The organism is Desulfovibrio aminophilus DSM 12254 (genome assembly GCF_000422565.1).
In the GTDB taxonomy this organism is placed as follows: Bacteria; Desulfobacterota; Desulfovibrionia; order Desulfovibrionales; family Desulfovibrionaceae; genus Aminidesulfovibrio; species Aminidesulfovibrio aminophilus.
Window position 1 is genome coordinate 18,450 of the sequence record NZ_AUMA01000006.1, and the last position, 22,801, is coordinate 41,250.

At 65.8% G+C, this 22,801-nt stretch carries 21 protein-coding genes; 17 read left to right on the top strand and 4 right to left on the bottom strand.

What is annotated here, in order from left to right:
• Positions 1 to 61: 61 nt before the first annotated feature.
• The 12 genes from H587_RS0102060 to H587_RS0102115 all read left to right on the top strand — a co-directional run bounded on the left by H587_RS0102060 (position 62) and on the right by H587_RS0102115 (position 14,452).
• Entirely contained in the window at positions 62 to 802 is a 741-nt protein-coding gene (locus H587_RS0102060; protein ID WP_051202407.1) for a hypothetical protein, read from the top strand.
• Between the two features lie 29 nt (positions 803 to 831).
• Positions 832 to 1,845 (top strand): class 1 fructose-bisphosphatase, encoded by a 1,014-nt coding sequence (gene fbp, locus H587_RS0102065; RefSeq protein WP_027174843.1) that lies wholly within the window; start codon positions 832 to 834, stop codon positions 1,843 to 1,845.
• Positions 1,845 to 2,918: a tRNA (adenosine(37)-N6)-threonylcarbamoyltransferase complex transferase subunit TsaD gene (tsaD, locus tag H587_RS0102070; protein ID WP_027174844.1), complete on the top strand. Its 1,074-nt coding sequence runs from the start codon at positions 1,845 to 1,847 to the stop codon at positions 2,916 to 2,918. The genes fbp and tsaD overlap by 1 nt, the downstream gene beginning before the upstream one ends.
• A 147-nt stretch (positions 2,919 to 3,065) precedes the next feature.
• Complete coding sequence (gene trxA / locus H587_RS0102075) at positions 3,066 to 3,389, top strand: thioredoxin (protein ID WP_027174845.1); 324 nt, start codon at positions 3,066 to 3,068, stop codon at positions 3,387 to 3,389.
• A 5-nt stretch (positions 3,390 to 3,394) separates the two neighbouring features.
• A complete protein-coding gene (trxB, locus tag H587_RS0102080; RefSeq protein WP_027174846.1) occupies positions 3,395 to 4,315 on the top strand; it encodes a thioredoxin-disulfide reductase in 921 nt (306 codons plus the stop codon).
• On the top strand, positions 4,308 to 5,039 hold the full coding sequence (locus H587_RS0102085) for an outer membrane protein assembly factor BamD (protein ID WP_027174847.1): 732 nt from the start codon (positions 4,308 to 4,310) through the stop codon (positions 5,037 to 5,039). The genes trxB and H587_RS0102085 overlap by 8 nt, the downstream gene beginning before the upstream one ends.
• 42 nt (positions 5,040 to 5,081) lie before the next feature.
• Positions 5,082 to 5,957, top strand: a complete 876-nt coding sequence (locus H587_RS19470) for a hypothetical protein (protein WP_051202381.1) — start codon at positions 5,082 to 5,084, stop codon at positions 5,955 to 5,957.
• 27 nt (positions 5,958 to 5,984) lie between these two features.
• A complete protein-coding gene (gene fusA / locus H587_RS0102095; protein WP_027174848.1) occupies positions 5,985 to 8,033 on the top strand; it encodes an elongation factor G in 2,049 nt (682 codons plus the stop codon).
• A 185-nt stretch (positions 8,034 to 8,218) separates the two neighbouring features.
• Positions 8,219 to 10,306, top strand: a complete 2,088-nt coding sequence (locus tag H587_RS0102100) for a methyl-accepting chemotaxis protein (RefSeq protein ID WP_027174849.1) — start codon at positions 8,219 to 8,221, stop codon at positions 10,304 to 10,306.
• 26 nt (positions 10,307 to 10,332) lie between these two features.
• Entirely contained in the window at positions 10,333 to 12,468 is a 2,136-nt protein-coding gene (locus tag H587_RS0102105) for a chemotaxis protein CheA (protein ID WP_027174850.1), read from the top strand.
• A 13-nt stretch (positions 12,469 to 12,481) separates the two neighbouring features.
• Positions 12,482 to 13,363: a CheR family methyltransferase gene (locus H587_RS0102110; protein WP_084630341.1), complete on the top strand. Its 882-nt coding sequence runs from the start codon at positions 12,482 to 12,484 to the stop codon at positions 13,361 to 13,363.
• 15 nt (positions 13,364 to 13,378) lie between these two features.
• Positions 13,379 to 14,452, top strand: a complete 1,074-nt coding sequence (locus H587_RS0102115) for a protein-glutamate methylesterase/protein-glutamine glutaminase (protein WP_027174852.1) — start codon at positions 13,379 to 13,381, stop codon at positions 14,450 to 14,452.
• On the opposite strand, the gene H587_RS0102120 is transcribed toward H587_RS0102115, so the two are convergent.
• Positions 14,449 to 14,796 (bottom strand): DUF190 domain-containing protein, encoded by a 348-nt coding sequence (locus tag H587_RS0102120; RefSeq protein ID WP_027174853.1) that lies wholly within the window; start codon positions 14,794 to 14,796, stop codon positions 14,449 to 14,451. The two genes, H587_RS0102115 and H587_RS0102120, sit on opposite strands and share 4 nt — an antisense overlap.
• A 44-nt stretch (positions 14,797 to 14,840) precedes the next feature.
• Entirely contained in the window at positions 14,841 to 15,215 is a 375-nt protein-coding gene (crcB, locus tag H587_RS0102125) for a fluoride efflux transporter CrcB (protein WP_027174854.1), read from the bottom strand.
• Positions 15,216 to 15,270: 55 nt separating this feature from the next.
• Between crcB and H587_RS0102130 the strand changes: the two genes are divergently transcribed.
• The 4 genes from H587_RS0102130 (at position 15,271) to aat (ending at position 19,402) form a co-directional block, all read left to right on the top strand.
• The gene (locus H587_RS0102130; protein ID WP_027174855.1) at positions 15,271 to 15,882 is read left to right on the top strand and encodes a class IV adenylate cyclase; all 612 of its coding nucleotides are present in this window, start codon (positions 15,271 to 15,273) and stop codon (positions 15,880 to 15,882) included.
• 87 nt (positions 15,883 to 15,969) lie between these two features.
• Positions 15,970 to 16,284, top strand: a complete 315-nt coding sequence (gene clpS / locus H587_RS0102135; protein ID WP_027174856.1) for an ATP-dependent Clp protease adapter ClpS — start codon at positions 15,970 to 15,972, stop codon at positions 16,282 to 16,284.
• Between the two features lie 6 nt (positions 16,285 to 16,290).
• Positions 16,291 to 18,645 (top strand): ATP-dependent Clp protease ATP-binding subunit ClpA, encoded by a 2,355-nt coding sequence (gene clpA, locus H587_RS0102140; protein ID WP_027174857.1) that lies wholly within the window; start codon positions 16,291 to 16,293, stop codon positions 18,643 to 18,645.
• A 49-nt stretch (positions 18,646 to 18,694) separates the two neighbouring features.
• A complete protein-coding gene (gene aat, locus H587_RS0102145; protein ID WP_027174858.1) occupies positions 18,695 to 19,402 on the top strand; it encodes a leucyl/phenylalanyl-tRNA--protein transferase in 708 nt (235 codons plus the stop codon).
• A 1-nt stretch (position 19,403) separates the two neighbouring features.
• On the opposite strand, the gene H587_RS16940 is transcribed toward aat, so the two are convergent.
• Together H587_RS16940 and H587_RS0102160 are read right to left on the bottom strand one after the other, a co-directional pair.
• A complete protein-coding gene (locus H587_RS16940; RefSeq protein WP_084630343.1) occupies positions 19,404 to 20,105 on the bottom strand; it encodes an HD-GYP domain-containing protein in 702 nt (233 codons plus the stop codon).
• Between the two features lie 122 nt (positions 20,106 to 20,227).
• Positions 20,228 to 20,710, bottom strand: coding sequence for a hypothetical protein (locus tag H587_RS0102160; RefSeq protein WP_027174859.1), 483 nt, complete (start codon positions 20,708 to 20,710; stop codon positions 20,228 to 20,230).
• A gap of 77 nt (positions 20,711 to 20,787) precedes the next feature.
• On the opposite strand from H587_RS0102160, the gene uvrB reads away from it, so the two are divergent.
• Positions 20,788 to 22,797: an excinuclease ABC subunit UvrB gene (uvrB, locus tag H587_RS0102165; protein ID WP_027174860.1), complete on the top strand. Its 2,010-nt coding sequence runs from the start codon at positions 20,788 to 20,790 to the stop codon at positions 22,795 to 22,797.
• Positions 22,798 to 22,801 lie beyond the last annotated feature (4 nt).

Sequence of the window (22,801 nt, forward strand, 5' to 3'; positions counted from 1 at the left end):
CTTGTTGCGACGTTTTCTGTTTCTGGTCTTGTCCCTGACCCTTCTGGCCGGATGCGCCTCCATGGACGACACATGGGAGGGCACTAAGAAGGCGGCCAAGACCGCCTGGTCCTCCACCAACGACTTCGTCAATCCCAATCCCGAGATCGACGTCGACCGCTACAAGATGGAGAACCCCAACCAGGAGAAGCTGGCGCGGCTGTTCACCTCCGTGGACCAGCACGTGCTCCGGCTCATGCGCTTCGTGGGCGACCAGGATCTGCGCCCCACGGAGGAGTGGATCGCTCTCCTGTTTCAGCGCTTCCCCTGGATCAACGGGCTGATCGTGGCCGATGGCGAGGGTCGCATTCTGGACCGCCGCCCCCCCCAGCCGGTGAAACCCTTCAGCCACCCGCTCTGGTTCGAGGCCGTCTGGCGCGACACCATTCTCAAAAGCGTGGTGGACAACACCGAACTCGGGCCGGAACTGTACTTCGGCACCCCCATCTACAAGGACGTGAGCCTCGACGGGCTCATCGTGGTGCACTTCGACCCGCGCACCTTGTTCAGTTTCTGCCCCGAACCCGACCAGCTCATCATTCTGGCGCCTGGACGCGGGGTCTGGACCCCGAACAAGGCGGTGGACACGGCCGCGCTCGGCCAACTGCCCTGGGATGAGATCCTCAAGGACCACGTGAACGGGCAGGTGCAGGCCGGCGGCAAGTATTACACTTGGCTGGCCCGCTACGTGGGCCGGGATCTCTTCGTCTACCTCACCGAGAGCGTGGACCCCAAGATCGATGGCCGGAGCTGGTTCTTCTAACGGACCGCGCGCAAGAAACGGAGATTGTCATGGCTCCCCAGATCACCGTCACCGAACATCTGCTGCTGCATCAGAAAAAGACCCCCACGGCCACCGGCCGTTTCACCCGGTTGTTCAACGAGATCATCCTTTCGGCCAAGATCATCTCCCGCGAGGTGACCAAGGCCGGATTGGTGGACGTGCTGGGCTTCACCGGCGACACCAACGTCCAGGGCGAGGAGGTCCGCAAGCTCGACGAATACGCCAATCGCGTGCTCATCCACCGTCTGTCCCGCTGCGGCGTGCTCTGCGCCATGGCCTCGGAGGAGAACGCGGACGTCATCGAGATCGCGGCCGGTCTGCCCGTGGGCGAGTACATTCTCATCTTCGACCCCCTGGACGGCTCTTCGAACATTGACGCCAACGTGAGCATCGGCACCATCTTCTCCATCCTGCGCCGCAAGACGCCGGTGGAGGGTCCGCTGCTTTCCAGCGACGTGCTCCAGAAGGGCGCTGAACAGGTGGCCGCCGGGTACATCGTCTACGGCTCCTCGACCATGCTCGTGTTCACCACCGGCGACGGGGTGCATGGCTTCACCCTGGACCCGGGCGTGGGCGAGTTCCTGCTCTCCCATCCGAACATCCGCATCCCCGAGCAGGGCCGGATCTATTCCGTGAACGAGGGCTACCAGCACTACTGGGACGAGGCCACGCGCAAGGTCATGGAGCACTTCAAGGACTCCGAGGGCGCGCGCCGCAAGCCCTACAGCCTGCGCTACATCGGCTCCCTGGTTGCCGACTTCCACCGCAATCTGCTCTACGGCGGCGTCTTCCTCTATCCGGCGGACAGCCGCGATCCCAAGAAGCCCGGCGGCAAGCTGCGTCTCATGTGCGAAGCCAACCCCCTGTCCATGGTCGTGGAGCAGGCCGGCGGCTTGGCCACCGACGGGGTGCGCCGCATCCTGGACATCGAGCCCGAACACCTGCACCAGCGCGTGCCCCTGGTCATCGGTTCCCGCGACGACGTGCTCAAGATCAAGGAAATCTACGAGTCCTTTTCCTGATGCTCTGCCTCGGCATTGAATCCTCTTGCGACGAGACGGCCGTGGCCGTGGTCTCGGAGGGCGGGCTTCTGGCCGAACGTCTGGCCTCCCAGGCCGACATGCACGCCTTGTTCGGCGGCGTGGTCCCCGAGATCGCGGCCCGGGAACACCTGAGCGTGCTGCCCGTGCTCTGCCGAGAGGCCCTGGCCGAGGCCGGAGTCGCCCCGGCCGACCTGAACGGCGTGGCCGTGGCCAGGGGGCCCGGCCTGCTGGGCTGTCTGCTGGTGGGGCTTTCCTTCGCCAAGGGCTTCTGCCTCGGTACGGGCGCCCGGCTCGTGGGCGTGAACCATCTGCACGCCCATCTTCTCGCACCCGGGCTGGAACGGGAGATGGTCTTCCCGGCTCTGGGCCTGCTCGTCTCCGGCGGCCACACCCACCTTTATCGCATGGACTCGCCGGGCCGGTTCCTGCTCCTCGGCCGGACCCTGGACGACGCGGCCGGGGAGGCCTTCGACAAGGTGGCCAAGCGCCTCAATTTTCCCTATCCCGGCGGCCGGTTCCTGGACGAGTTGGCCCGGGAGGCGGAGCCGGATCACGATCTCTTTCCGCGCGCCTACATCGACAACGACAACCTGGATTTCAGCTTCAGCGGTCTGAAGACGGCCGTGGTCTCCCATGTGGACGCCCATCCCGGGCTGCGCGCCGCGCGCATGACCGGACCAGGGGAACCCGGCGGGGAGGGAGGGGACCGCGCGGCCCTGGCGCGGGTCTGCGCCTCCTTCAACTGGGCCGTATCCGATACTCTGCGCATCAAGGCCGAACGGGCCCTGGACCGCGAACGGGGAATCAGGGCGCTGGTGGTGGCGGGGGGCGTGGCCGCCAATTCCGGCATCCGCACGGCCATGGGTGATCTGGCCCGCCGGCGGGGGCTGGAGCTGTTCCTGCCCAGCCCGCGGCTATGCACGGACAACGCCGCCATGGTGGCCCACGCGGGATTCCTGTCCCTATCCATGGGCCGCCGTCACGGCCTGGATCTGGAAGCCGTGCCCAGGGGACGCGTCGTGCCCGAGGATTGGCTCCAAGGCACGGACTGAGCGGACTTCGCGCCGGGGCTTCTTGACAGCGGGCCCGCCTCGAACTACTCTTTCGAATCTAGCTGCATGTCACTTTTGTGAACCGATTCCGGCCGGATTCCCCGCCCGGATCGGGCATGGGCGAAGCCGGAAAAAAGGAGATACCATATGGCGATTCAGGTGACCGACGCCAACTTCCAGGACGAAGTGCTGAAGTGCGATCTGCCCGTGCTGGTGGACTTCTGGGCGCCCTGGTGCGGCCCCTGCCGGGCCATGGGGCCGGTGATCGATGAGCTGGCCGGCGAATACACTGGGCAGGTCAAGATTTGCAAGATGAACGTTGACGAGAATTCTGCCACTCCGAGCAAATACGGCATCCGGGCCATTCCGACCCTGATTCTGTTCAAGGGCGGCGAGGTGCTGGACCAGACCACCGGCGCCGTGTCCAAGAGCAGCATCAAGGAAATGCTCTCCAAGAAGGCTCTGGGCTGAGACGAATGAAGAGTTACGACGCCGTCGTCATCGGGGGCGGTCCGGCAGGCATGACGGCCGCCCTTTATCTTTTGCGGGCCGGCGCCTCCGTGGCCCTGGTGGAGAAGCTCTCGCCCGGCGGTCAGGTTCTGATGACCTCGGAGATCGAGAACTACCCCGGTTTCCCCAAGGGCATCAAGGGCTACGAGCTGGCGGACTTGATGACCGCCCACGTGGGAGTCTATCCGCACGACACCCTCAACGACGAAGTGCGCGAGATTCGCACGGTCGGCAAGCGCCACCAGATCCTGGTGGGATCGGACTGGATTGAGGCCAAGGCCGTGATCCTCTGTTCCGGCGCGCGTTACCGCAAGCTCGGGGTTCCCGGAGAGGAAGCCTTCATTGGCCGGGGCGTGTCCTACTGCGCCCTGTGCGACGGCAACTTCTTCCGCGACCGCGAGGTGGCCGTGGTGGGGGGGGGCAACTCGGCCCTGGAGGAGGCGCTTTACCTCTCCCGGCTGGTCAAGAAGCTGCATCTCATCCATCGCCGCGACGAGTTCCGGGGCTGCAAGTGCTACCAGGACAAGTGCCTGGCCCATCCCAAGATGGCCGTGCGCACCAGTTCCGTGGTCCAGGAGATCGCTGGGGACACCGAGGTCCGCGCGGTTCTGGTCAAGAACCTGAAGAGCGGCGAGGTGAGCGAGATTCCCGTGGACGGCGTGTTCATTTTCGTGGGCTTCGAGCCGGTCATCGAATTCGTGCCCGAGACGGTGGCCCGCGACAAGGGCGGCCTGATCACGGATTGCGAGATGCGCACCAACGTGCCCGGCATCTTCGCCGCCGGCGACATCCGCTCCAAGAACTGCCGTCAGGTGGCCACCGCCGTGGGCGACGGCGCCACCGCCGCCACAGCGGCCTTCGCCTATCTGGAACAACTCGATGCGTAACCGGTTTTTCGTTCCGGCCCTGTTCCTGTTGCTCTTGGCCTTCCAAGGCTGCGCGCTGATCGACTACTATTTCTTGCCCAAGCCCGAAGATACGGCCCAGGAGCTTTATGAGGCGGGCATGGACGCCATGCAGGAGAAGCATTATGGCGACGCCGCCGAATACTTCACCAAGCTCAAGGATCAGTTCCCCTTCAGCCCGTTCACGTTGAAGGCCGAAGTGGCCTTGGGCGATGCCTACTTCCTGAACGAGAAATACTCCGAGGCGGTCAACGCCTACAAGGAATTCGAGTCCCTGCACCCGCGCCACCAGGATACGCCCTACGTCTTGTTCCAGATCGGCCTGTCCAACTATAATCTGTTCAAGTCCTTCGACCGGCGCATGTCGCCCATCGAAGAGGCCCTGGAATACTTCCAGCGTGTGCGCGAGACCTATCCCAATTCCCAGTACGCCAAATCGGCCGCCGACTACGTGGTCCAATGCCGCCGCAAGCTGGCTGAGCACGAGTTGTTCGTGGCCGATTTCTTCTGGCGCACGGACCAGTTCGGACCGGCCTGGAACCGCTACCGTTTCGTGGTGGAGAACTTCCAGGATCAGCCGGACCTCCGCGACTACGCCAAGCGCCGGGCGGAATACGCTTACTATGAGTATCAGAAGACCCTGACCAAGGAAGAGCGAGAACGCATCGAGGGCGGCTGGAAGCAATGGCTCAAGAAGTGGCTCTGACGAAGGGAGGAAGGCGGTCTTTGGACCGCCTTTTCGTTTGATATGACGCAGCGCGGACTCTTTCCATCCTGGCTGGACGGCTCCCTGGCGAGCGACGCGGCCTTCGGGCGGGCTTACGCCGCCGTGCCGGACGCCCGCCGGGCCCTGCTCAAGACGGCCATCGCCCGGCTTTGGGAGTGGTGCGGTCCGGCTGATGCCGTGAGCCTGCGCCGCGACATGCTCTGGCGCTCCGGGTTGCGCAGCGTGAGTGTGGCGGGTCCGCGCCGTTTCGCCCTGGTGCTTTTCGACGCCGGAGAGACCTCCCCGGCCCGTTTGCTGGCGGCGTTGGTCCCGGCTTTGACCGCCGGGATTCCCGAAGTTCTGGCCGTCCGTCTGGGCGGCCGCGCCCTGCCTCCCGCGCCCCAACTCCTGGCCCTGGAATTGGCAGGAGTGGAGCGTTTGGCGCTGCTGTCGCGCAAGCGCTGCACCGAGTTGCTGGAGCATCTGGGCCAGGGCGGGGAGTCCGGCTTGGTGCTGGCTCTCGGCCGAGATGCGGGCTCCGTCCTGGCTGTGGCTCCGCTCCATCCGGCCCGGCAGCGGGCCTGGGTTCCCGGCGGCGGCCCGGCGGGGGTCTGGCTGGACCGGACCGGAAGCCCGGACCTGGAGGCTCTGGCTTTCGCGCAGCATGGCGCGGAAATCAACGTCTGGGGTGGTCGGGGCCGTTCCATTCCGGACGGTTTTGTGAGACGATCCGGCACGTTCGAAACCTTCCTCCGTCAGGGCTACGCCACGCTGTACGTCCCGGAGGAGCGGCGCGAGGCCTGTGCGGGCCGCGCCCCGTTGGTTCTCGGACCCGGCTGCGAGTCCTGTTGGCTCTGGCCGGACCTGGAAGCGTCCCTGTTCACGCCCCGTCATGTCTGTTGGAGCGTGGACGGCTGATCCACCGACACGGACCCCGGAGCGGACGTGAGCAAGAAGAAGCCTTCCGGCAAATACCTGTCCACTCTGCGCAACATCGGCATCATCGCCCACATCGACGCGGGCAAGACCACGCTGACGGAGCGCATCCTCTACTACTCCGGCCGCATCCACCGCATCGGCGAGGTTCATGAGGGCACGGCCACCATGGACTACATGCCCGAGGAGCAGGAGCGCGGCATCACCATCACCTCGGCCGTGACCACCTGCCCTTGGCGTGACTGCTTGGTGAACATCATCGACACCCCGGGCCACGTGGACTTCACCATCGAGGTGGAACGCAGCCTGCGCGTGCTCGACGGGGCCGTGGGCGTGTTCTGCGGCGTCTCCGGGGTCCAGCCCCAGTCCGAGACGGTCTGGCGGCAGAGCGAGCACTATCGTGTGCCCAAGATAGCCTTCGTGAACAAACTGGACCGCCCCGGCGCGGATTTTTCCGCCGTGCTGGAGTCCATCACCACCCGTCTGCGGGCCAAGCCCTTGGCCCTGACCGTACCCGACGGCGAGGGCCCGGAGCTGCGGGGGATCTTCGACCTCATCGATGAGAAGCGGCTGGTCTTCGACCAGGCCGACCAGGGCGTGGAGTTCGCTGTTTTCGACTGGACGGACGAGGAACGCGCGCATCTGGCGCCCTGGCGCGAGAAGGTCCTGGAGGCCGCCGCCGAGGAGGACGATGCCTTGATGGAGCGCTACCTCTCCGGCGAGGTCCTGGCTCCCGCGGAAATCCGCGCGGCCCTGCGCAAGGCCACCCTGGGCATGCGCCTGGTGCCCGTGCTGGCCGGTTCCGCCCTCAAGAACGTCGGTGTGCAGCCTGTCATGGACGCCATCTGTCATTATCTGCCCGGCCCGGCCGAGGTGCCCCCGGCCGAGGGCCTCGACCCCGTCACCAAGCGCAGGAAGTCCTTCCCGGTTTCGCCGGACGCCCCGCTTTCGGCCCTGGCCTTCAAAGTCAGCCTGGATTCCGGCCGCAAACTCGTGCTCATGCGTCTTTATTCCGGCATGCTCCAGGCCGGAGATACGGTCTACAATTCCACGCAGGGGGTGCGCGAGCGCGTGGCCCGGCTGTTCAAGCTCCACGCCGGGCGCAAGGAGCAGGTCGAGCAGGCGCTGGCCGGCGAGATCGTGGCCGCCGCGGGCATGAAGGACGCGCGCACCGGCGACACCCTCTGCCAGGAGAACGACCCGGTGGTCCTGGAGCGTATCGGGGACTACCGGCCGGTGATCTCCGTGGCCATCGAACCGCGCAATTCCGAGGAGTCCGGCAAACTCGACGAGGTGCTGGAGAAGTATCTCATGGAGGATCCCACCCTGGCGGTCAAGCGTGACGAGGAGACCGGCCAGGTGGTCCTCTCGGGCATGGGCGAACTGCACCTGGAGGTGATCCTGGAGCGCATGTCCCGCGAGTTCGGCCTCGCGCCCCGCTCGGGCAAGCCCCAGGTTGTCTACCAGGAGACCGTGGGTGGTCGGGCCGAGGCCTTCGAGGAATTCCACCGCGAGTTGGGTGAGGTCATGCACTACGGCGGCGTGCGTCTGTCCGTGGAGCCCCTGACCCGGGATTCCGGCCGCGACGTGGTCCTGGAAGTGGCCGGGCAGACCTGTCCGGCGGCTTGGTTGGAGGCCGTGGTCGAGGGCGTGTCCGACGGCCTGCAGAGCGGCGTGATCAAGGGCTATCCGGTGCAGGATGTGCGCGTGCGCGTGCTCGATCTGGCCCGCCGCGAGGGCGAGTCCAGCCCGGCCGGATACCGCATGGCGGCGGCCATGGCGCTCAAGAAGGCCCTGGCGGGGGCTCAGCCGCTGTTGCTGGAACCCATCATGTGGGTCGAGATCGGCGTACCCGACGACTTCGTGGGCGAGGTGGTGGGCCTGCTGGGAGCCAAGGGCGCCAAGATCGAGAACCTTTTCGACCGGGCCGGGCAGAAGGTCATTCAGGCCCTTGCCCCTCTCTCTCCGCTGTTCGGTTTCTCCACGGATCTGCGTTCGGCCACCCAGGGCCGCGCCGGATTCGTCATGAAATTCTCCCGCTTCGACGTTTTGGACTAGAAACGCTTTCAGGAAGCCCGGGCGCCTGCGTTCCGGGCTTTATGTTTCCCGGCGCCCACCGATGAGATGGAATGGCGCGTTCGCCATCGAAGGTATTCTCGAGAAGATATAATTGCCAGTTGGTCGCGCTTCTGGGAGATGTTGACATGAACCTCCGGTTCGCCGGAGCGAGGAGGGGACGCACTATGCGCGGATCTGTCGTGGTCTGGCTGGCCGGAGTGGCGATCATCGTCATCATTTCGGCGGCGTCTTTGGGCCAGGACTGGAAATTCCTGCTGGTCGCCGACGTCATCGCCCTGGGGGTGCTGGCCTGGGCCGCCGCCATGACGGCCCGTCTGCCCGGGGCGATCCGGTCCGCATTCTCCGCCTTCCGTGACGCGAAGGATCCCGAGGCCCTGAACGCCGTTTCTGGTGAGGCAGGGGAACTGCTGGCCCCATTGCGTGAGGGGGTCGCCGCGCTGAGCAAGGACGCCGTGTTTTTCGGCGGAGCCATCCGGGCCGCCAACAACCCCCTGCTGGTCTGCGATCGCCAGGGCAAGATCGTTTTCGCCACCAAGCCGCTGCTGGAAATTTTGCGCAAACCCGCGAACCAGGTTCTGGGCCTTTCGGTGAGCCAGGCGTTCTACAACCGCGAGGGCTCCTCGATTACCGAGAAGGTCATGGAATCCGGCCAACCCCTGGACAAGGACGCTGAGCTGGCCCTCTACGACGGCCGCACGGTGCCGGTACGCCTCGCCTCCAACGTCATCGTCGACGGCATGGGCAAGGTCATCGGCGCGTTCAGTTCGTTCATCGACCTCTCTCAGCGCGTGGCCGATCTGCGGCGGCTCGAGGAGCAGCGAGCCCAGGTGGCCCGGATCGGCAAGGAGGTTTCCACCTTGGCCGAGCGCGTGGCCTCGGCCTCGGAGGAACTTTCCGCCTCGGCTGACGAACAGGCCCGGGGAGCCCAAAAACAGAAGTCCCAGACCGATTCCGTGGCCACGGCCATGGAGGAGATGACGGCCACGGTCCTGGAGGTGGCTCAGAATGCGGCGGCCACGTCCCAGGCGGCTGACGAGGCCCGAACCTCGGCCCACCAGGGCGTGGACATGGTCGGTCAGGCCGTGCGCGGCATCAACAACGTCTCCGAGTCCGCGGGCAAGCTTTCGGAGGTGCTGGCCCAGTTGGACGCGCAGGCCGCCGAGATCGGCCGCATCATCAACGTGATCAATGACATCGCGGACCAGACCAACCTCCTGGCGCTCAACGCCGCCATCGAGGCCGCCCGCGCGGGTGAGGCCGGACGGGGCTTCGCCGTGGTGGCCGACGAGGTGCGCAAGCTGGCCGAGAAAACCATGACCGCCACCAAGGAGGTCGAGGAGGCCATCGGCACCATCCAGCAGCGTTCCCGCCACGCCACTGAATCCATGGACGAGACCGCGCGGCAGGTGCATGCCAGCACGGATCTTTCGAACAAGGCGGGCGAGGCGCTTCAGACCATCATGCAGCGCATCGAGGACATGGTCATGCGGGTGTCCCAGATCGCCGCGGCCGCCGAAGAGCAGTCCTCGGCCGCCGAGGAGATCAACCGGAACATCGAGGAGATCGCCCAGGTGGCCAGCGAGGCCGACGAGGGCGCGTCGCAGGCGGCCGTGGCCACCCGCGACCTGGCCGAACTGGCCCAGGAACTGCTTACGGTTGCTTCGCACTTCACCGGCGGAGGGCAGGAGGCGGGCAAGCTGCGCCAGTCCGAGGGCGAAATGAAAGGCGTGCTGCCGAAACTGACCCAGGATTACGTGCGCGAGGCGTATGGCCAGGAGGTTTTCGAGGCCATGCAGGAGAGCATGGGCGGCCCCGTGTTCCTGCCTACGGCCAGCTATCCCGATCAGGTGCTGCATCAGATGGCCGAGTTCGTGTCCGGCCGCAAGGGATCTTCGGCGCGCGACTTCTTCCTCGGCATGGGACGCTTCACCATCAAGCAGTTCTACAAGATGTACAAACGCTACTTCAAGGATGAGAACCTCAAGACGTTCTATCTGCGCATGAACGACCTGCACGCCCAGCTGACCAAGGACCAGCCGGGCATCAAACCGCCCAAGTTCAGCTACGAGGACAAGGGCAAGACCCTGTTCATGAACTATCGTTCCAAGCGCGGGCTGTTTGACTACTTCGAGGGTATTCTCCAGGGAGCGGCGGAATTCAAGGGCGAGCGGGTCAAGATCAAGATCATTCCCCTGGATGAAGAGACCGCCCGTGCCGAGATCACCTTTCTGGACGCCGGAGCCGGGAAGTAGCCGGGGGCGAACGGCGGGAGGCCGAGATGTCGGATGATCTGAACAGGCAGGTGTTTCGCGAGGAGGCGTACGACCTCCTGGGCGAGCTGGAGACAACCCTGCTGGAGCTGGAGCAGACGCCCGGCGACCTGGACGTCATCAATCGGGTGTTCCGGGCCTTGCACACCATCAAGGGCTCGGGCTCCATGTTCGGGTTCGAGGACATCGCCGCCTTCACCCATGAAGTGGAGACGGTTTTCGATCAGGTGCGCAATGAGGAGTTGGCCGTAACCACGGAACTCCTCAACCTCGTCTTTCGTGCCCGCGACTACATCCAGAAGATGCTCGACGCCGACGGCGCGACCGTGGCCCCGGAGGTTCGCCAAGAGATCCTGGAAGGACTGGTCCGGGTGTCCGCCGCGGCGGCAGAACCGGCTGCCGTTGTCGAGGCCGCGCCTGGGGCCGAAGCCGGAGGACCGGCCGAAGCGGAAGTCGCGCCGGAGGAATGCGGATACGCCGTGCGTATCCGTTTCCGCGACAGCCGCCCACCGGCGGGATTCAGCCTGGAGCCGCTCCTGGAGGAATTGGGCAAGCTCGGCTCCTGCGGCGTGTCCCCGGAAAAGGTGCTCGATCCGGAAAAATCCGGGCCTGTCTGGAACGTGACCTTGCGCACCACGGCCTCGGAAGAAAATATCCGCGACGTGTTTTTCTTTTCCGAGTTCGACTTGGACGTTGAGGTCCGCCGCCAGGACGACGCGGCCCAGGCCGCGCCGCCGGTCGAGCAGCTGGAGGAGGCCAAAGCCCGCCCGGACAAGAAGCTCGGCGAAATCCTCGTGGAGGAGGGTGCCATCGATCCCAGCGACTTGGCCGAGGCCTTGGCCCAGCAGAAGCCGCTCGGGCAGATTCTTGTGGAGTCCGGCAAGGTGGACAAGGACCGCGTCGAGCAGGCCGCCGCCAAGCAGGCCCAGGCTCGGCGCGAGGTCGGGGAGAAGCGGGGCGAGGAGGCGGGCAAGGGGCACCCGGAGTCCGTGTCCTCCATCCGTGTGGCCGCCGAGAAGCTGGACAACCTCGTGGATCTGGTGGGGGAGCTGGTCATCGTTCAGGCTCAGATTTCCCAGGTTGTGGGTGAGCGCTCCGATCCCGTGCTCACGGCCCTTTCCGAAGAGTTGGAACGGCTTTCCGACGCCCTGCGCGACAGCACCCTCGGCATCCGCATGCTGCCCATCGGGACCACCTTCAGCCGCTATCGCCGCCTCGTGCGCGATCTTTCGGCCGACTTCGGCAAGGATATCGCATTGGTCACCCAGGGGGCCGAAACCGAACTGGACAAGACCGTCATCGAGCGTCTGGGCGATCCGCTCATGCATTTGCTGCGCAACAGCATCGACCACGGCATCGAACCTCCTGAGGAACGCCAAGCCGCGGGCAAGCCGTCCCAGGGCACCATCCTCCTGGCCGCCGAGCATTCCGGCGGCGAGGTGCTCATCCGCATCAGCGACGACGGCCGGGGTATGGACTCCGAGGCCATCAGGGCCAAGGCCGTTGAGCGCGGCCTGATCCAGCCCGAGGCGGAGTTATCGGAGAAGGAACTGTTCAAGCTCATTTTTGAGCCAGGTTTTTCCACCGCCAAGAAGCTCACCAGCGTCTCGGGCCGAGGCGTGGGCATGGACGTGGTCAAGCGCTCCATCGACGCCCTGCGGGGCAGCGTGGAGATCAGAAGCCGCAAGGGTCAGGGCTCGGAGATCATCATCCGCCTGCCGCTGACCCTGGCGATCATCGATGGGCTCCAGGTGCGCGTGGGCGACGCCTTCTTCGTCATTCCCCTGTCCCTGGTGGAGGAATGTGTGGAACTGGCGCACCAGGATGTGGAGGAGGCCGGGAACCAGCGCATCCTTTACCTTCGCGGTGAGATCGTGCCCTACATTCATCTGCGCGAATGGTTCGAGGTGGACGGAGCGCCTCCGGCCATCGAGCAGATCGTCATCACACGGGTGGAGGGCAGCCGCATGGGCATCGTGGTCGACAGCGTCATCGGGGAGCACCAGACCGTGATCAAGACCCTCGGCCGCGTCTACAAGGACGTGGAGGGGATTTCCGGCGCCACAATCAAGGGTGATGGGAGCATCGCCCTGATCATCGACGTGCCTCGTCTGGTTCGTGGTGTGGTGGTGGCCTCCCAATAGCCGGAGGCGGGAGATGGGAATCAAGGACGACGATGGCGATGCGCGGCGGCGAGCGGTGGAGGCGTGTTCCACCACGCCCAAGATGAGCGAGGCGGACTTCCGACGTTTCAGCCAGTTCATCACCGCCGAACTGGGCATCAAGCTGCCGCCGGCCAAGAAGACCATGCTGGAGGCCCGGCTGCAGAAACGCCTGCGGGCCCTGGGCCTGGGTTCCCACCGGGAATACTGCGAATTCCTGTTCAGTCCCCAGGGAATGGAACAGGAGCTGGCCCAACTCATCGACGTGGTGACCACCAACACCACGCATTTCTTTCGTGAGCCCCGGCACTTCGAGATCCTTGCCGCGAAGGTGATTCCGGACATCCTGCGGCGCAAGGGGCGCGGCCGGGTGGCGGTCTGGAGCGCGGGCTGCTCCACGGGCGAGGAGCCGTACACCCTGGCCATGGTGCTTTCGGAATGCGCCGAGATCAACCCGGAGCTGAGCTTCTCCATCCTGGCCACGGACATCTCCACCCAAGTCCTGACCCTGGCCAAGCGGGCCGTGTACGCCGAGGACCGCATCGAGGGCATCCCCGAGGCCCTCAAGCGGAAGTATCTGCTGCGCAGCAAGGACCGCTCCCGTCGGCTGGTGCGCATGGGGCCGGAATTGCGCTCCAAAGTCAATTTCCAGCGCCTGAACTTCATGCGCGAGTTCGACTTCCGGGAGGATCTGGACATCATCTTCTGCCGCAACGTGGTCATTTATTTCGATCGGGGCACACAGGAAGAGCTGTTCAAGCGTTTCTGCGGCAAGCTGATCCCCGGAGGATACTTGTTCATCGGCCATTCCGAGAGTCTCACCGGCATGGACCTTCCCCTGGTCCAGGTGGCCCCCACCGTATACCGCAGAACCTGACGACCGGAGGCGCGCATGCGAAAACCCATCCGTGTGCTCATCATCGACGACTCGGCGGTGGTCCGCCAGACCCTGGCCCAACTTCTGGCATCGGACCCCGACATCGAGGTCATGGCGGCGGTGGTGGACCCGCTGGTGGCCGTGGAGAAGATCAAGAGCGAGGTGCCGGACGTCATCACCCTGGACATCGAGATGCCGCGCATGGACGGAATCACCTTCCTGCGCAAGCTCATGAGCCAGCATCCCATTCCCGTGGTCGTCTGCTCCTCCCTGGTGGAGCCGGGCGACGAAACCACCCTGCGGGCCCTGGAATACGGCGCCGTGGAGATCGTGACCAAGCCCAAGGTGGGCACCAAGAAATTCCTGGAGGAGTCGGCGATCCGCATCTGCGACGCGGTGAAGGCCGCTGCCCAGGCCCGGATCAAGCCCTTCCGCGGTGGCCGGGACATGGAAGTCGCGCCCAAACTCTCGGCCGACGCGGTCCTGGCCGCGGGCAAGCCGCAAGCCCTGCGGACCACGGAAAAGATCGCCCTGGTGGGGGCCTCCACGGGCGGCACGGAGGCCCTGCGGGTGTTCCTGGAGGCCATGCCCCTGGACTGTCCGCCCCTGGCCATCGTCCAGCACATGCCCGAGCATTTCACCCAGGCCTTCGCCAACCGTCTGAACGCCGGCTGCCGGATCTCCGTGCGGGAGGCCCGGGACGGAGACTCCATGTTGCGCGGCCAAGCGCTCATCGCCCCCGGCAACAAGCACATGCTGCTCAAGCGCAGCGGCGCCCGCTACTACGTGGAGGTCAAGGACGGGCCCCTGGTCTCGCGTCACCGGCCCTCGGTGGACGTGCTTTTCCGCTCCGGGGCCAACTACGCGGGCAAGAACGTGGTGGCGGCGATCATGACCGGCATGGGCGACGACGGGGCCCGGGGGATGCGTGAACTGTTCGACGCCGGAGCCTTCACCATCGCCCAGGACGAGGCCAGCTGCGTGGTATTCGGCATGCCCCAGGAGGCCATCAAGCATGGCGGGGTGCAGAAGATCCTGTCCCTGGAGGCCATCGCCGGGGAGATGGTCCGGCGCTGCAACTCAGGCTAGGCCTTTCTCCCTTCGTTGTGACGGTAGAACATGACCTGCACCCCTTCCAGGGTGACGAGGCCCTCCTTGATCACTCCGTCCAAGAAGGGCAGGAAGGATTCGATCTTGCCCGGGGTGTCCACGATTTCGACCACCACGGGCAGATCCTCGGAGAGCCGCAGGATCTTGGCCGTATGCACGAGGCTGTTGGCCCCGAATCCGGAAATGCCCCGGAGCACGGTGGCTCCAGCCAATCCCTGGCGGCGGGCTTCCTCCACCACGACCTCGAAGATCGGGCGGCCCTTGTGGCGGTCGCTTTCCCCCACGAAGATGCGCAGACGTTCGGCGTGACGCGGCAGATTCATGGCGGCCTCCGTGTGGTTGTGGGCGCGGCGGTTTTCCCCTAGACTCAAAGCAGGCGGCCCAGGGCCATGCCCGCCAGGACGCAACAGAGCCCCAGCGCCGACTGCCCGGCCACGTTGGCGACGGCGGCCAGCGTCTGGCCCAGGCGGAGCAGAGCGGCGGTTTCGAACATGTAGGTGGAGAAGGTGGTGAAGGCGCCCATGAATCCGGTCAGGGCGGCCAGACGCCATTCGCCGGACAATCCGGCGCGGTTCTCCAGCAGGCCCCAGACCAGGCCGAAGAGCAGACACCCGGCCATGTTCACCGCGAAGGTTCCCACGGGCAGGTCCGAGCCGCAGAGCTTCTGGACGGCCCCGGCCAGCCAGTAGCGGCAGAGGGTGCCGGCGGCCCCCGCCAGGGCCAGGATGATGAGTTTACGGATCACTGTCGCGCTCCGGTCACTGCATACCAGCGTCCGCCCCGAGAGGAAAGCCCGCATGAGCCTGGAATGTGAATTGAAATATCTCAACCCGGACCTGGACGCGGTTCGCGCGGCCCTGGGCAACCTGGGCGCGGAGCCTCTGGGGCGGTGCTTCGAGGAGAACCTCGTCCTGGACGATCAGGCGCGTTCACTGAAGAAGCGCGGACTGCTTCTGCGGCTGCGTCGGGCCGGGGGGGTCTCGACCCTCACGATCAAACAGCCCGCCCGGCGTGACGCGGCCTGCAAGGTCTGCGCGGAGCATGAGACCGTCGTGTCCGCTTTCGCCGAAACCCTTGCCGGCCTGGAGGCTCTCGGTTTCGTCCCGGCCTTCGTCTACGAGAAGCTGCGCGAGACCTGGCGGCTGTCGGGCTGCTCCATCTGCCTGGACAGCCTGCCGTTCGGCGACTTCGTGGAGATCGAGGGGCCGGAGGACGCGTTGCGCTCCTGCGCCACGGCCCTGGGGCTGGACGGCGGCCTGACCTCGCGGGAGACGTATCACGCCCTGAACATGGCCTGGCGCAGGGCTCGGGGCCTTCCCGAGGACGAGAACTTCGTCTTCGTGGAGCCCGAGCGTTCCCGCCTTCTGGCTGAAGTCGAGGCGTCCGCCGGGCAGCCGATCAAGAACTGAAAAAAACGGCCGGGGCTCGACAGTCGCGCGCTTCGGCCTTATTATCGGGATGGGCCGTCAGGCCCGCATTTCTGGGGGACAGGCAGCATGAGCGACCATCTTTTCGGGGATCAGTTCCAGACCGGGGCGATTTCCGAGAATGAAACCCAGGAGCCTCCCCGTTTCCGGGTGCTCCTGCACAATGACGACTACACCACCATGGAGTTCGTGGTGGAGGTGCTCATGCGAGTGTTTCAGAAAAGCGAGTCCGAGGCGACCACGATCATGCTTGCCGTGCACAACGAGGGGGTCGGCGTCTGCGGGGTGTACACTGCGGAAGTCGCCGAGACCAAGGTGGACCTGGTCCACCGGATGGCCAAGGTGGCCGGTTTCCCCCTGCGATGCAGCATGGAAGGGGAATAGCGTCACATGCTCAGCAAGGGACTGGAGAACGCCCTCACCTCGGCAGTGGCCGAGGTGAAACGGCGCAAGCACGAATACCTGACGTTGGAGCACCTGCTCTACGCGCTCTGTCTGGAGCCCACGGGCGAGGGCGTCCTGGCGGCCTGCGGCGCGGACGTGAACAAGCTGCGTGAGCAGATTCTGCGGTTCTTTTCCGAGAACCTGGAGGTGTTGCCCGAAGGCGCGGAGTCCGAGGTCATCCAGACCCTGGGGGTTCGCCGCGTCCTGCAGAGGGCCGTCTGGCAGAAGCGGGCGGCGGGCAAGGAGATCGTGGAGGTGGGCGACGTGCTGGCCGCGCTTTTCGAAGAGGAGGACTCTTACGCGGTCTATTTTCTCCGTTCCCACGGCGTCTCCCGCCTGGACGTGCTGGAGCACATCTCCCACGGCATGCCCGCAACCGAGCAGCCCGGCTGGGAGGCCGCCCCGCGCCGCCAGTCCCCGGGGGGACGGCCCGGCGCTCCCCAATCCGCGCCGCAGGCTCCCGGACCGGACCAGGGCAAGAAGTCAGCCTTGGAGGAGTTCACCTCGAACCTCACCGAGCGGGCGGCCCAGGGCGGTATCGACCCGCTCATCGGCCGCGCCGAGGAGCTGGCCCGCACGGTCCAGGTTCTGGCCCGGCGGCGTAAGAACAATCCGATCTTCGTGGGCGATCCCGGCGTGGGCAAGACGGCCATGGCCGAGGGGCTGGCGCTCATGATCGTGGACAAGAAGGCCCCTCGGCAATTCTGGGACGCCCAGGTCTACGCCTTGGACATGGGCGCGCTCCTGGCCGGGACGAAGTACCGGGGCGATTTCGAGGCCCGGCTCAAGGGCGTGCTGGCCGAACTCAAGCGCGAGCCCGGGGCGATCCTCTTCGTGGACGAGATCCATACCATCGTGGGCGCGGGTTCGGTGAGCGGCGGCAGCCTGGACGCCTCGAACATCCTCAAGCCCTTCCTGGCCGCGGGGGAGGTGCGTTGCATCGGCTCCACCACCTACGAGGAGTACAAGAATCATTTCGAGAAGGACCGGGCCCTGTCCCGGCGCTTCCAGAAGATCGAGATCTCCGAGCCCAGCGTGGAGCAGACCGTGGACATCCTCAAGGGTCTCAAGCCCTACTACGAGGAACACCACGAGGTGAATTACACCCAGAACGCCCTGCGGGCGGCGGCCGAACTCGCGGCCCGGCACATCAACGACCGTTACCTGCCGGACAAGGCCATCGACGTCATTGACGAGGCCGGGGCCTTCTACCGGCTCTCGGGCCGTCCGCGCAAGGACAACGCCATCAAGGTGGCGGACATCGAGAAGGTCGTGGCGCGCATGGCCCGCATCCCGGCCCGGCGTCTCACCACGTCCGACCGGGGAAGGCTCAAGGATCTGGAGACGGACCTCCGGGCCGTGGTCTTCGGCCAGGACGAGGCCGTGTCCGTGCTCTCCCGGGCCATCAAGCGGGCCCGCGCGGGCATGAAGCAACCCGGTCGTCCCATGGGTTCCTTCCTGCTTACCGGCCCCACGGGCTGCGGCAAGACCGAACTGGCCAAGCAGTTGGCCGCCGTGCTCGGGGTCCAGTTCCTGCGCTTCGACATGAGCGAATATATGGAAAAGCACGCCGTGGCCCGGCTCATCGGCGCGCCTCCCGGCTATGTGGGCTTCGACCAGGGTGGCCTGCTCACCGAGTCCATTCGCAAGAATCCGCACTGCGTGGTGCTTTTCGACGAGATCGAGAAGGCCCACCCGGACGTCTTCAACATCCTGCTCCAGGTCATGGACTACGCCACCCTGACCGACAACAACGGGCGCAAGGCCGACTTCCGGCAGGTGATCCTGCTCATGACCTCCAACGCCGGGGCCCAGGACATGGCCAAGGCGGGCATCGGCTTCTCGCGCAACGACAAGAGCGACCGCAAGAGCACGAGCCTGAAGGCCATCGAGCGCCTGTTCAGCCCGGAGTTCCGCAATCGCCTGGACGCCACCGTGCCCTTCGGCGCACTCAACCCCGAGATCATGGCCCGCATCGTGGACAAGTTCATCGGCGAACTGAACACGCAGCTCAAGGAGCGCCGCGTCAGCGTGACGCTCACCGAGGCGGCCCGGGCGCTCCTGGGCGAAAAGGGCTATGATCCGGCCTTCGGAGCTCGGCCCATGGCGCGGGTCATCCAGACCGAGATCAAGGACGCCATCGCCGAGGAACTGCTCTTCGGGGAACTGCAGAAGGGCGGGGTGGTCGAGGTGGACGCCAAACCAGCGGCCGAGCGGGTCGCCGCCACGCCTGGAGCCTGCGGTCCCTCGGGCGATTTCCTCTTCAGCTACGGCCCGGCCGGGGACGCCGGGGCCCACTGAACCTGAAACCGAAGAGGCGGCCTCTCGGGGCCGCCTCTCTCTTCCATTCATGGCCATCTACCGTCTTTTCGAAGAACCGGTCTTCCCGGACCCGGGCGAGGCCGAGCCCGACGGGCTCCTGGCCGTGGGCGGCGATCTCTCGCCCCTGCGTCTGATCAGCGCCTACGCCCAAGGCATCTTCCCCTGGTTCGGCCCGGAGTCCCCGATCCTCTGGTGGTCTCCCGATCCTCGTCCGATCCTCCTGCCCGAGGCCCTGCACGTGCCCCACAGCCTGCGTCGAACGCTCAATTCAGGCCGCTTTTCCTTCACCCTGGATCGCGACTTCGGGGCGGTCATCCGGGCTTGCGCGGTTCAACCCCGGCCCGGGCAAACCGGCACCTGGCTCGTGCCCGAGATGATCGAGGCCTATGAGCGGCTGCACCACCTGGGCCATGCCCACAGTCTGGAAGTCCATACGCGCGGGCCGGAAGGGCCGCTGGTGGGCGGGTTGTACGGTCTGGCGCAGGGGCGGGCCTTTTTCGGCGAATCCATGTTCCACGAGACGCCCGAGGCGTCCAAGGCGGCCCTGGTCATGCTCATGCGCCTCCTCGGAGCGCGCGGCTATCACTTCCTGGACTGTCAGCAGGCCACGCCGCACGTGCTGCGCATGGGCGCGCGCGAGGTCTCCCGGCGGGAATTCCTGCGGCGTCTGGAGGCGGCCTTGCGCTTCCCCACGGAAGAAGGCTCGTGGACCGATTTCGAGAATCTGCTCATCTGAGTCAGACGGCCAATGCCGTTTCGAGAACTGCGGGCAGGGCGGAGTCCTTTTCCTGCGGCAGCCCGTGGCGCAGTTCGCGGAACCGGTCAGCGTTCCGCACAAAGACGTTCGCAAGAATCGGGTCGAACTGGCTGCCCGCGCAGAGCCTGATTTCGTCCACCACTCGCTCGAAGGTGCGCGCCGGGCGGTAGGGGCGGTCCTGGAGCATGGCCGACACCGAGTCGGCCAGGGCGATGACCCGGGCCCCGAAGGGAATGGCAGCGCCCGTCAGACCGGAGGGGTAACCCTTGCCGTCGAATCGCTCGTGATGGTGCAGGATCATCTCCACCACGCCCGCCTCGGCCAGTGGCCGCACCGGTCGCACGATCTGCGCGCCGATGGCCGGGTGGCGGCGCAGCTCACCCCATTCGGCAACGCTCAGTGGTCCGGTTTTGCGCAGCAGGGTGTCGGAGACGCCGATCTTGCCGATGTCGTGCAGGTGCCCGGCCAGGTGGATCAGATCGGCCTCGAACGGGGTCGCGCCCTGGAGCAGGGCCAGTTCCCGGGCCAGATCGGCCACCTCGTCGGAATGTCGCCACGTGTGGTGATCCTTGGCGTCGATGGCTTTGCCGAGGGATTCCGCGAACTGGTGCAGGATGAGGGCGATGCAGCCGCAGGATGCGCCGGGAACGGGGCGCGGCGCGCACGAACTGGACGGAATCATGAATGTCCTCCTGGTTTCGGGACCGCTCGACGGCCGCCGTTGCCCAGGTCTTATTGAAAATGATTTTCAAAGTCAATAAGTGGTGATGAAAAAAGCCGCTCGCGGCGGCCTTTTTCGGGCGGTCAACCCTGGACGGATTCCACGATGGGGCGATGCAGGCTCAGGTCGTAGAGCCCCCGCAGGGCCACGGGCAGATCGTAGTGGGGAATCTTCTCGAAGCGGATGAAGCCGATGCTCTTGCCCTCGGCCAGGGAGCAGAGCGGCGGCAGGCCGCGCGGCACGGGGAAGGCCAGGGGCGCGGAGTCGATGGCCGTGAGCCTTGAGGCGTAATGGGCTTTGAGGTAGGACACGATCTGGTCCCGCTCCTGGAGCGTGAAGGCCTCCAGGATGACCTTGCGGCTGCTTTCGGGATCGGGCGCGCCCTCGATGGTCGGGCCCAGGAGCGCGTTCCAGTCGCAGCCGCCTTCCTCGGCCGGATCCCAGGCGTGGCGGAAGAGGTGGACCTCCACGTCGCGGCGGCCCTTGAAACTCTTGATGGTCATGGACAGGGCGTAGGCCCGCTCCAAGGGCAGGGGCGCGGCGGGGGCGACGAGGCGGATATCCATGCGGAACTCCCTGTTCGAGCGTTGACGGAACCCAAGGGTCTGCATACTGATTTTGAGCCTCGGAGACAAGGGAAGGCATGTCCGAATTCAGACTGGTCAGCGAATTTCGGCCAACAGGCGATCAGCCCCAGGCCATCGAGGCCTTGTGCGGCAACCTGAGCGCCGGGGTGCGTGATCAGGTGCTCCTGGGCGTCACCGGTTCGGGCAAGACCTTCACCATGGCCCAGGTGGTGGCCCGACTGGGCCGCCCGGCCCTGGTCCTGGCCCCGAACAAGACCCTGGCAGCCCAGCTCTACAACGAGTTCAAGACATTTTTCCCGCACAACGCCGTCGAGTATTTCGTCAGCTATTACGACTATTACCAGCCGGAAGCCTATCTTCCGCACACGGACACCTTCATCGAGAAGGACTCCTCGATCAACGACGACATCGACAAGCTGCGCCACGCCGCCACCCACGCCCTGCTCACGCGGCGCGACGTGCTCATCGTGGCCTCGGTGTCCTGCATCTACGGCCTGGGTTCGCCCGAATACTACGCCAAGATGATCATCCCGGTGGAGGAGGGGCAGGCCCTGTCCATGGAGTCCCTGCTCGCGCGGCTGGTGGAGGTGCACTACGAGCGCAACGACTACGACTTTCACCGGGGCACCTTCCGGGTGCGCGGCGACGCCGTGGAGATCATCCCGGCCTATGCCCGGGAGCGTGCCCTGCGCCTGACCTTCTTCGGCGACGAGATCGAATCCATCCTGGAGACCGACCCGCTCACCGGCGCGGTCACGGCTCGGCTGAAGAAGACCGTCATCTACCCCGGCAGCCACTACGTCTCGGACCGGGACAACCTGAACCGGGCCATGGACGCCATCCGCGAGGAACTGCGCGGGCGGCTGGAGACCTTCCGCCGCGAGAATCGGCTGGTGGAGGCCCAACGCCTGGAGCAGCGCACCCAGTTCGACCTGGAGACCATCGAGGAACTGGGCTACTGCAACGGCATCGAGAACTATTCCCGGCACCTGGACGGCCGGTCCCAGGGCCAGCCTCCGGCCACGCTGCTGGACTACTTCCCCAAGGACTTCATCCTTTTCGTGGACGAATCGCACATCACCATCCCCCAGGTGGGCGGCATGTACAACGGCGACATCTCGCGCAAGACCACCTTGGTGGACTTCGGTTTCCGCCTGCCCTCGGCGCTGGACAACCGGCCGCTCAACTTCGACGAGTTCCTGACCCGCGTGGGCCAGTCGGTCTATGTCTCGGCCACGCCCGGCCCCTGGGAGATGGAGCGGGCCCAGGGTTTGGTGGTGGAGCAAATCATCCGGCCCACGGGCCTGGTGGACCCGGAAGTGGAGATGCGCCCCACCGAGGGCCAGATGGACGACATCCTGGCCGAATGCCGCAAACGCCAGGCCCGGGACGAGCGCGTGCTCATCACCACCCTGACCAAACGCATGGCCGAGGATCTCACCGACTACCTCAACGACATGGGCGTGACCGCCCGCTACCTGCATTCGGATATCGACACCCTGGAGCGCATGGCCATCATCCAGGCCCTGCGGGCCGGAGAGTTTCAGGTTCTGGTGGGCATCAACCTCCTGCGCGAAGGGCTGGATCTCCCCGAGGTCACGCTGGTGGCCATCCTGGACGCTGACAAGGAGGGCTTCCTGCGCTCCACCCGTTCCCTGATCCAGACTTTCGGCCGCGCCGCCCGCAACGTGGAGGGCAGGGTTCTGCTCTACGCCGACGCGGAAACGCAATCCATGCGCGCGGCGCTGGAGGAAACCGCACGACGTCGCCGTCGCCAGTTGGAATACAACGAGAAACACGGTATCACGCCGAAGACCGTGCGCAAGCGGCTGGAGAACGCCCTGGCCGACATCACCACCCGCGCGGCGGTGTCCGACGGCACGGACTTGGCCGCCGTGGCCGAGGACTTGGCCCGCTACGGCGTGGAGCCCAAGGGCCTGGAGAAGGAAGTCCGGCGGCTGGAGCGGGAGATGCGCGCGGCGGCCAAGGAGCTGGAGTTCGAGCGCGCGGCGGTGTTGCGGGACAAGATCGGAATGCTCAAGGAACGGCTGCTGCAACTGGGGTAGGGGA

What these genes read in the sequence shown, in the direction of transcription:
- H587_RS0102060 (WP_051202407.1), top strand. Translation starts at nt 62, where the DNA reads ATGGACGACACATGGGAGGGCACTAAGAAGGCGGCCAAGACCGCCTGG.
- fbp (WP_027174843.1), top strand. Translation starts at nt 832, where the DNA reads ATGGCTCCCCAGATCACCGTCACCGAACATCTGCTGCTGCATCAGAAA.
- tsaD (WP_027174844.1), top strand. Translation starts at nt 1,845, where the DNA reads ATGCTCTGCCTCGGCATTGAATCCTCTTGCGACGAGACGGCCGTGGCC.
- trxA (WP_027174845.1), top strand. Translation starts at nt 3,066, where the DNA reads ATGGCGATTCAGGTGACCGACGCCAACTTCCAGGACGAAGTGCTGAAG.
- trxB (WP_027174846.1), top strand. Translation starts at nt 3,395, where the DNA reads ATGAAGAGTTACGACGCCGTCGTCATCGGGGGCGGTCCGGCAGGCATG.
- H587_RS0102085 (WP_027174847.1), top strand. Translation starts at nt 4,308, where the DNA reads ATGCGTAACCGGTTTTTCGTTCCGGCCCTGTTCCTGTTGCTCTTGGCC.
- H587_RS19470 (WP_051202381.1), top strand. Translation starts at nt 5,082, where the DNA reads ATGACGCAGCGCGGACTCTTTCCATCCTGGCTGGACGGCTCCCTGGCG.
- H587_RS0102100 (WP_027174849.1), top strand. Translation starts at nt 8,219, where the DNA reads ATGCGCGGATCTGTCGTGGTCTGGCTGGCCGGAGTGGCGATCATCGTC.
- H587_RS0102105 (WP_027174850.1), top strand. Translation starts at nt 10,333, where the DNA reads ATGTCGGATGATCTGAACAGGCAGGTGTTTCGCGAGGAGGCGTACGAC.
- H587_RS0102110 (WP_084630341.1), top strand. Translation starts at nt 12,482, where the DNA reads ATGGGAATCAAGGACGACGATGGCGATGCGCGGCGGCGAGCGGTGGAG.
- H587_RS0102115 (WP_027174852.1), top strand. Translation starts at nt 13,379, where the DNA reads ATGCGAAAACCCATCCGTGTGCTCATCATCGACGACTCGGCGGTGGTC.
- H587_RS0102120 (WP_027174853.1), bottom strand. Translation starts at nt 14,796, where the DNA reads ATGAATCTGCCGCGTCACGCCGAACGTCTGCGCATCTTCGTGGGGGAA.
- H587_RS0102130 (WP_027174855.1), top strand. Translation starts at nt 15,271, where the DNA reads ATGAGCCTGGAATGTGAATTGAAATATCTCAACCCGGACCTGGACGCG.
- clpS (WP_027174856.1), top strand. Translation starts at nt 15,970, where the DNA reads ATGAGCGACCATCTTTTCGGGGATCAGTTCCAGACCGGGGCGATTTCC.
- clpA (WP_027174857.1), top strand. Translation starts at nt 16,291, where the DNA reads ATGCTCAGCAAGGGACTGGAGAACGCCCTCACCTCGGCAGTGGCCGAG.
- aat (WP_027174858.1), top strand. Translation starts at nt 18,695, where the DNA reads ATGGCCATCTACCGTCTTTTCGAAGAACCGGTCTTCCCGGACCCGGGC.
- H587_RS16940 (WP_084630343.1), bottom strand. Translation starts at nt 20,105, where the DNA reads ATGATTCCGTCCAGTTCGTGCGCGCCGCGCCCCGTTCCCGGCGCATCC.
- H587_RS0102160 (WP_027174859.1), bottom strand. Translation starts at nt 20,710, where the DNA reads ATGGATATCCGCCTCGTCGCCCCCGCCGCGCCCCTGCCCTTGGAGCGG.
- uvrB (WP_027174860.1), top strand. Translation starts at nt 20,788, where the DNA reads ATGTCCGAATTCAGACTGGTCAGCGAATTTCGGCCAACAGGCGATCAG.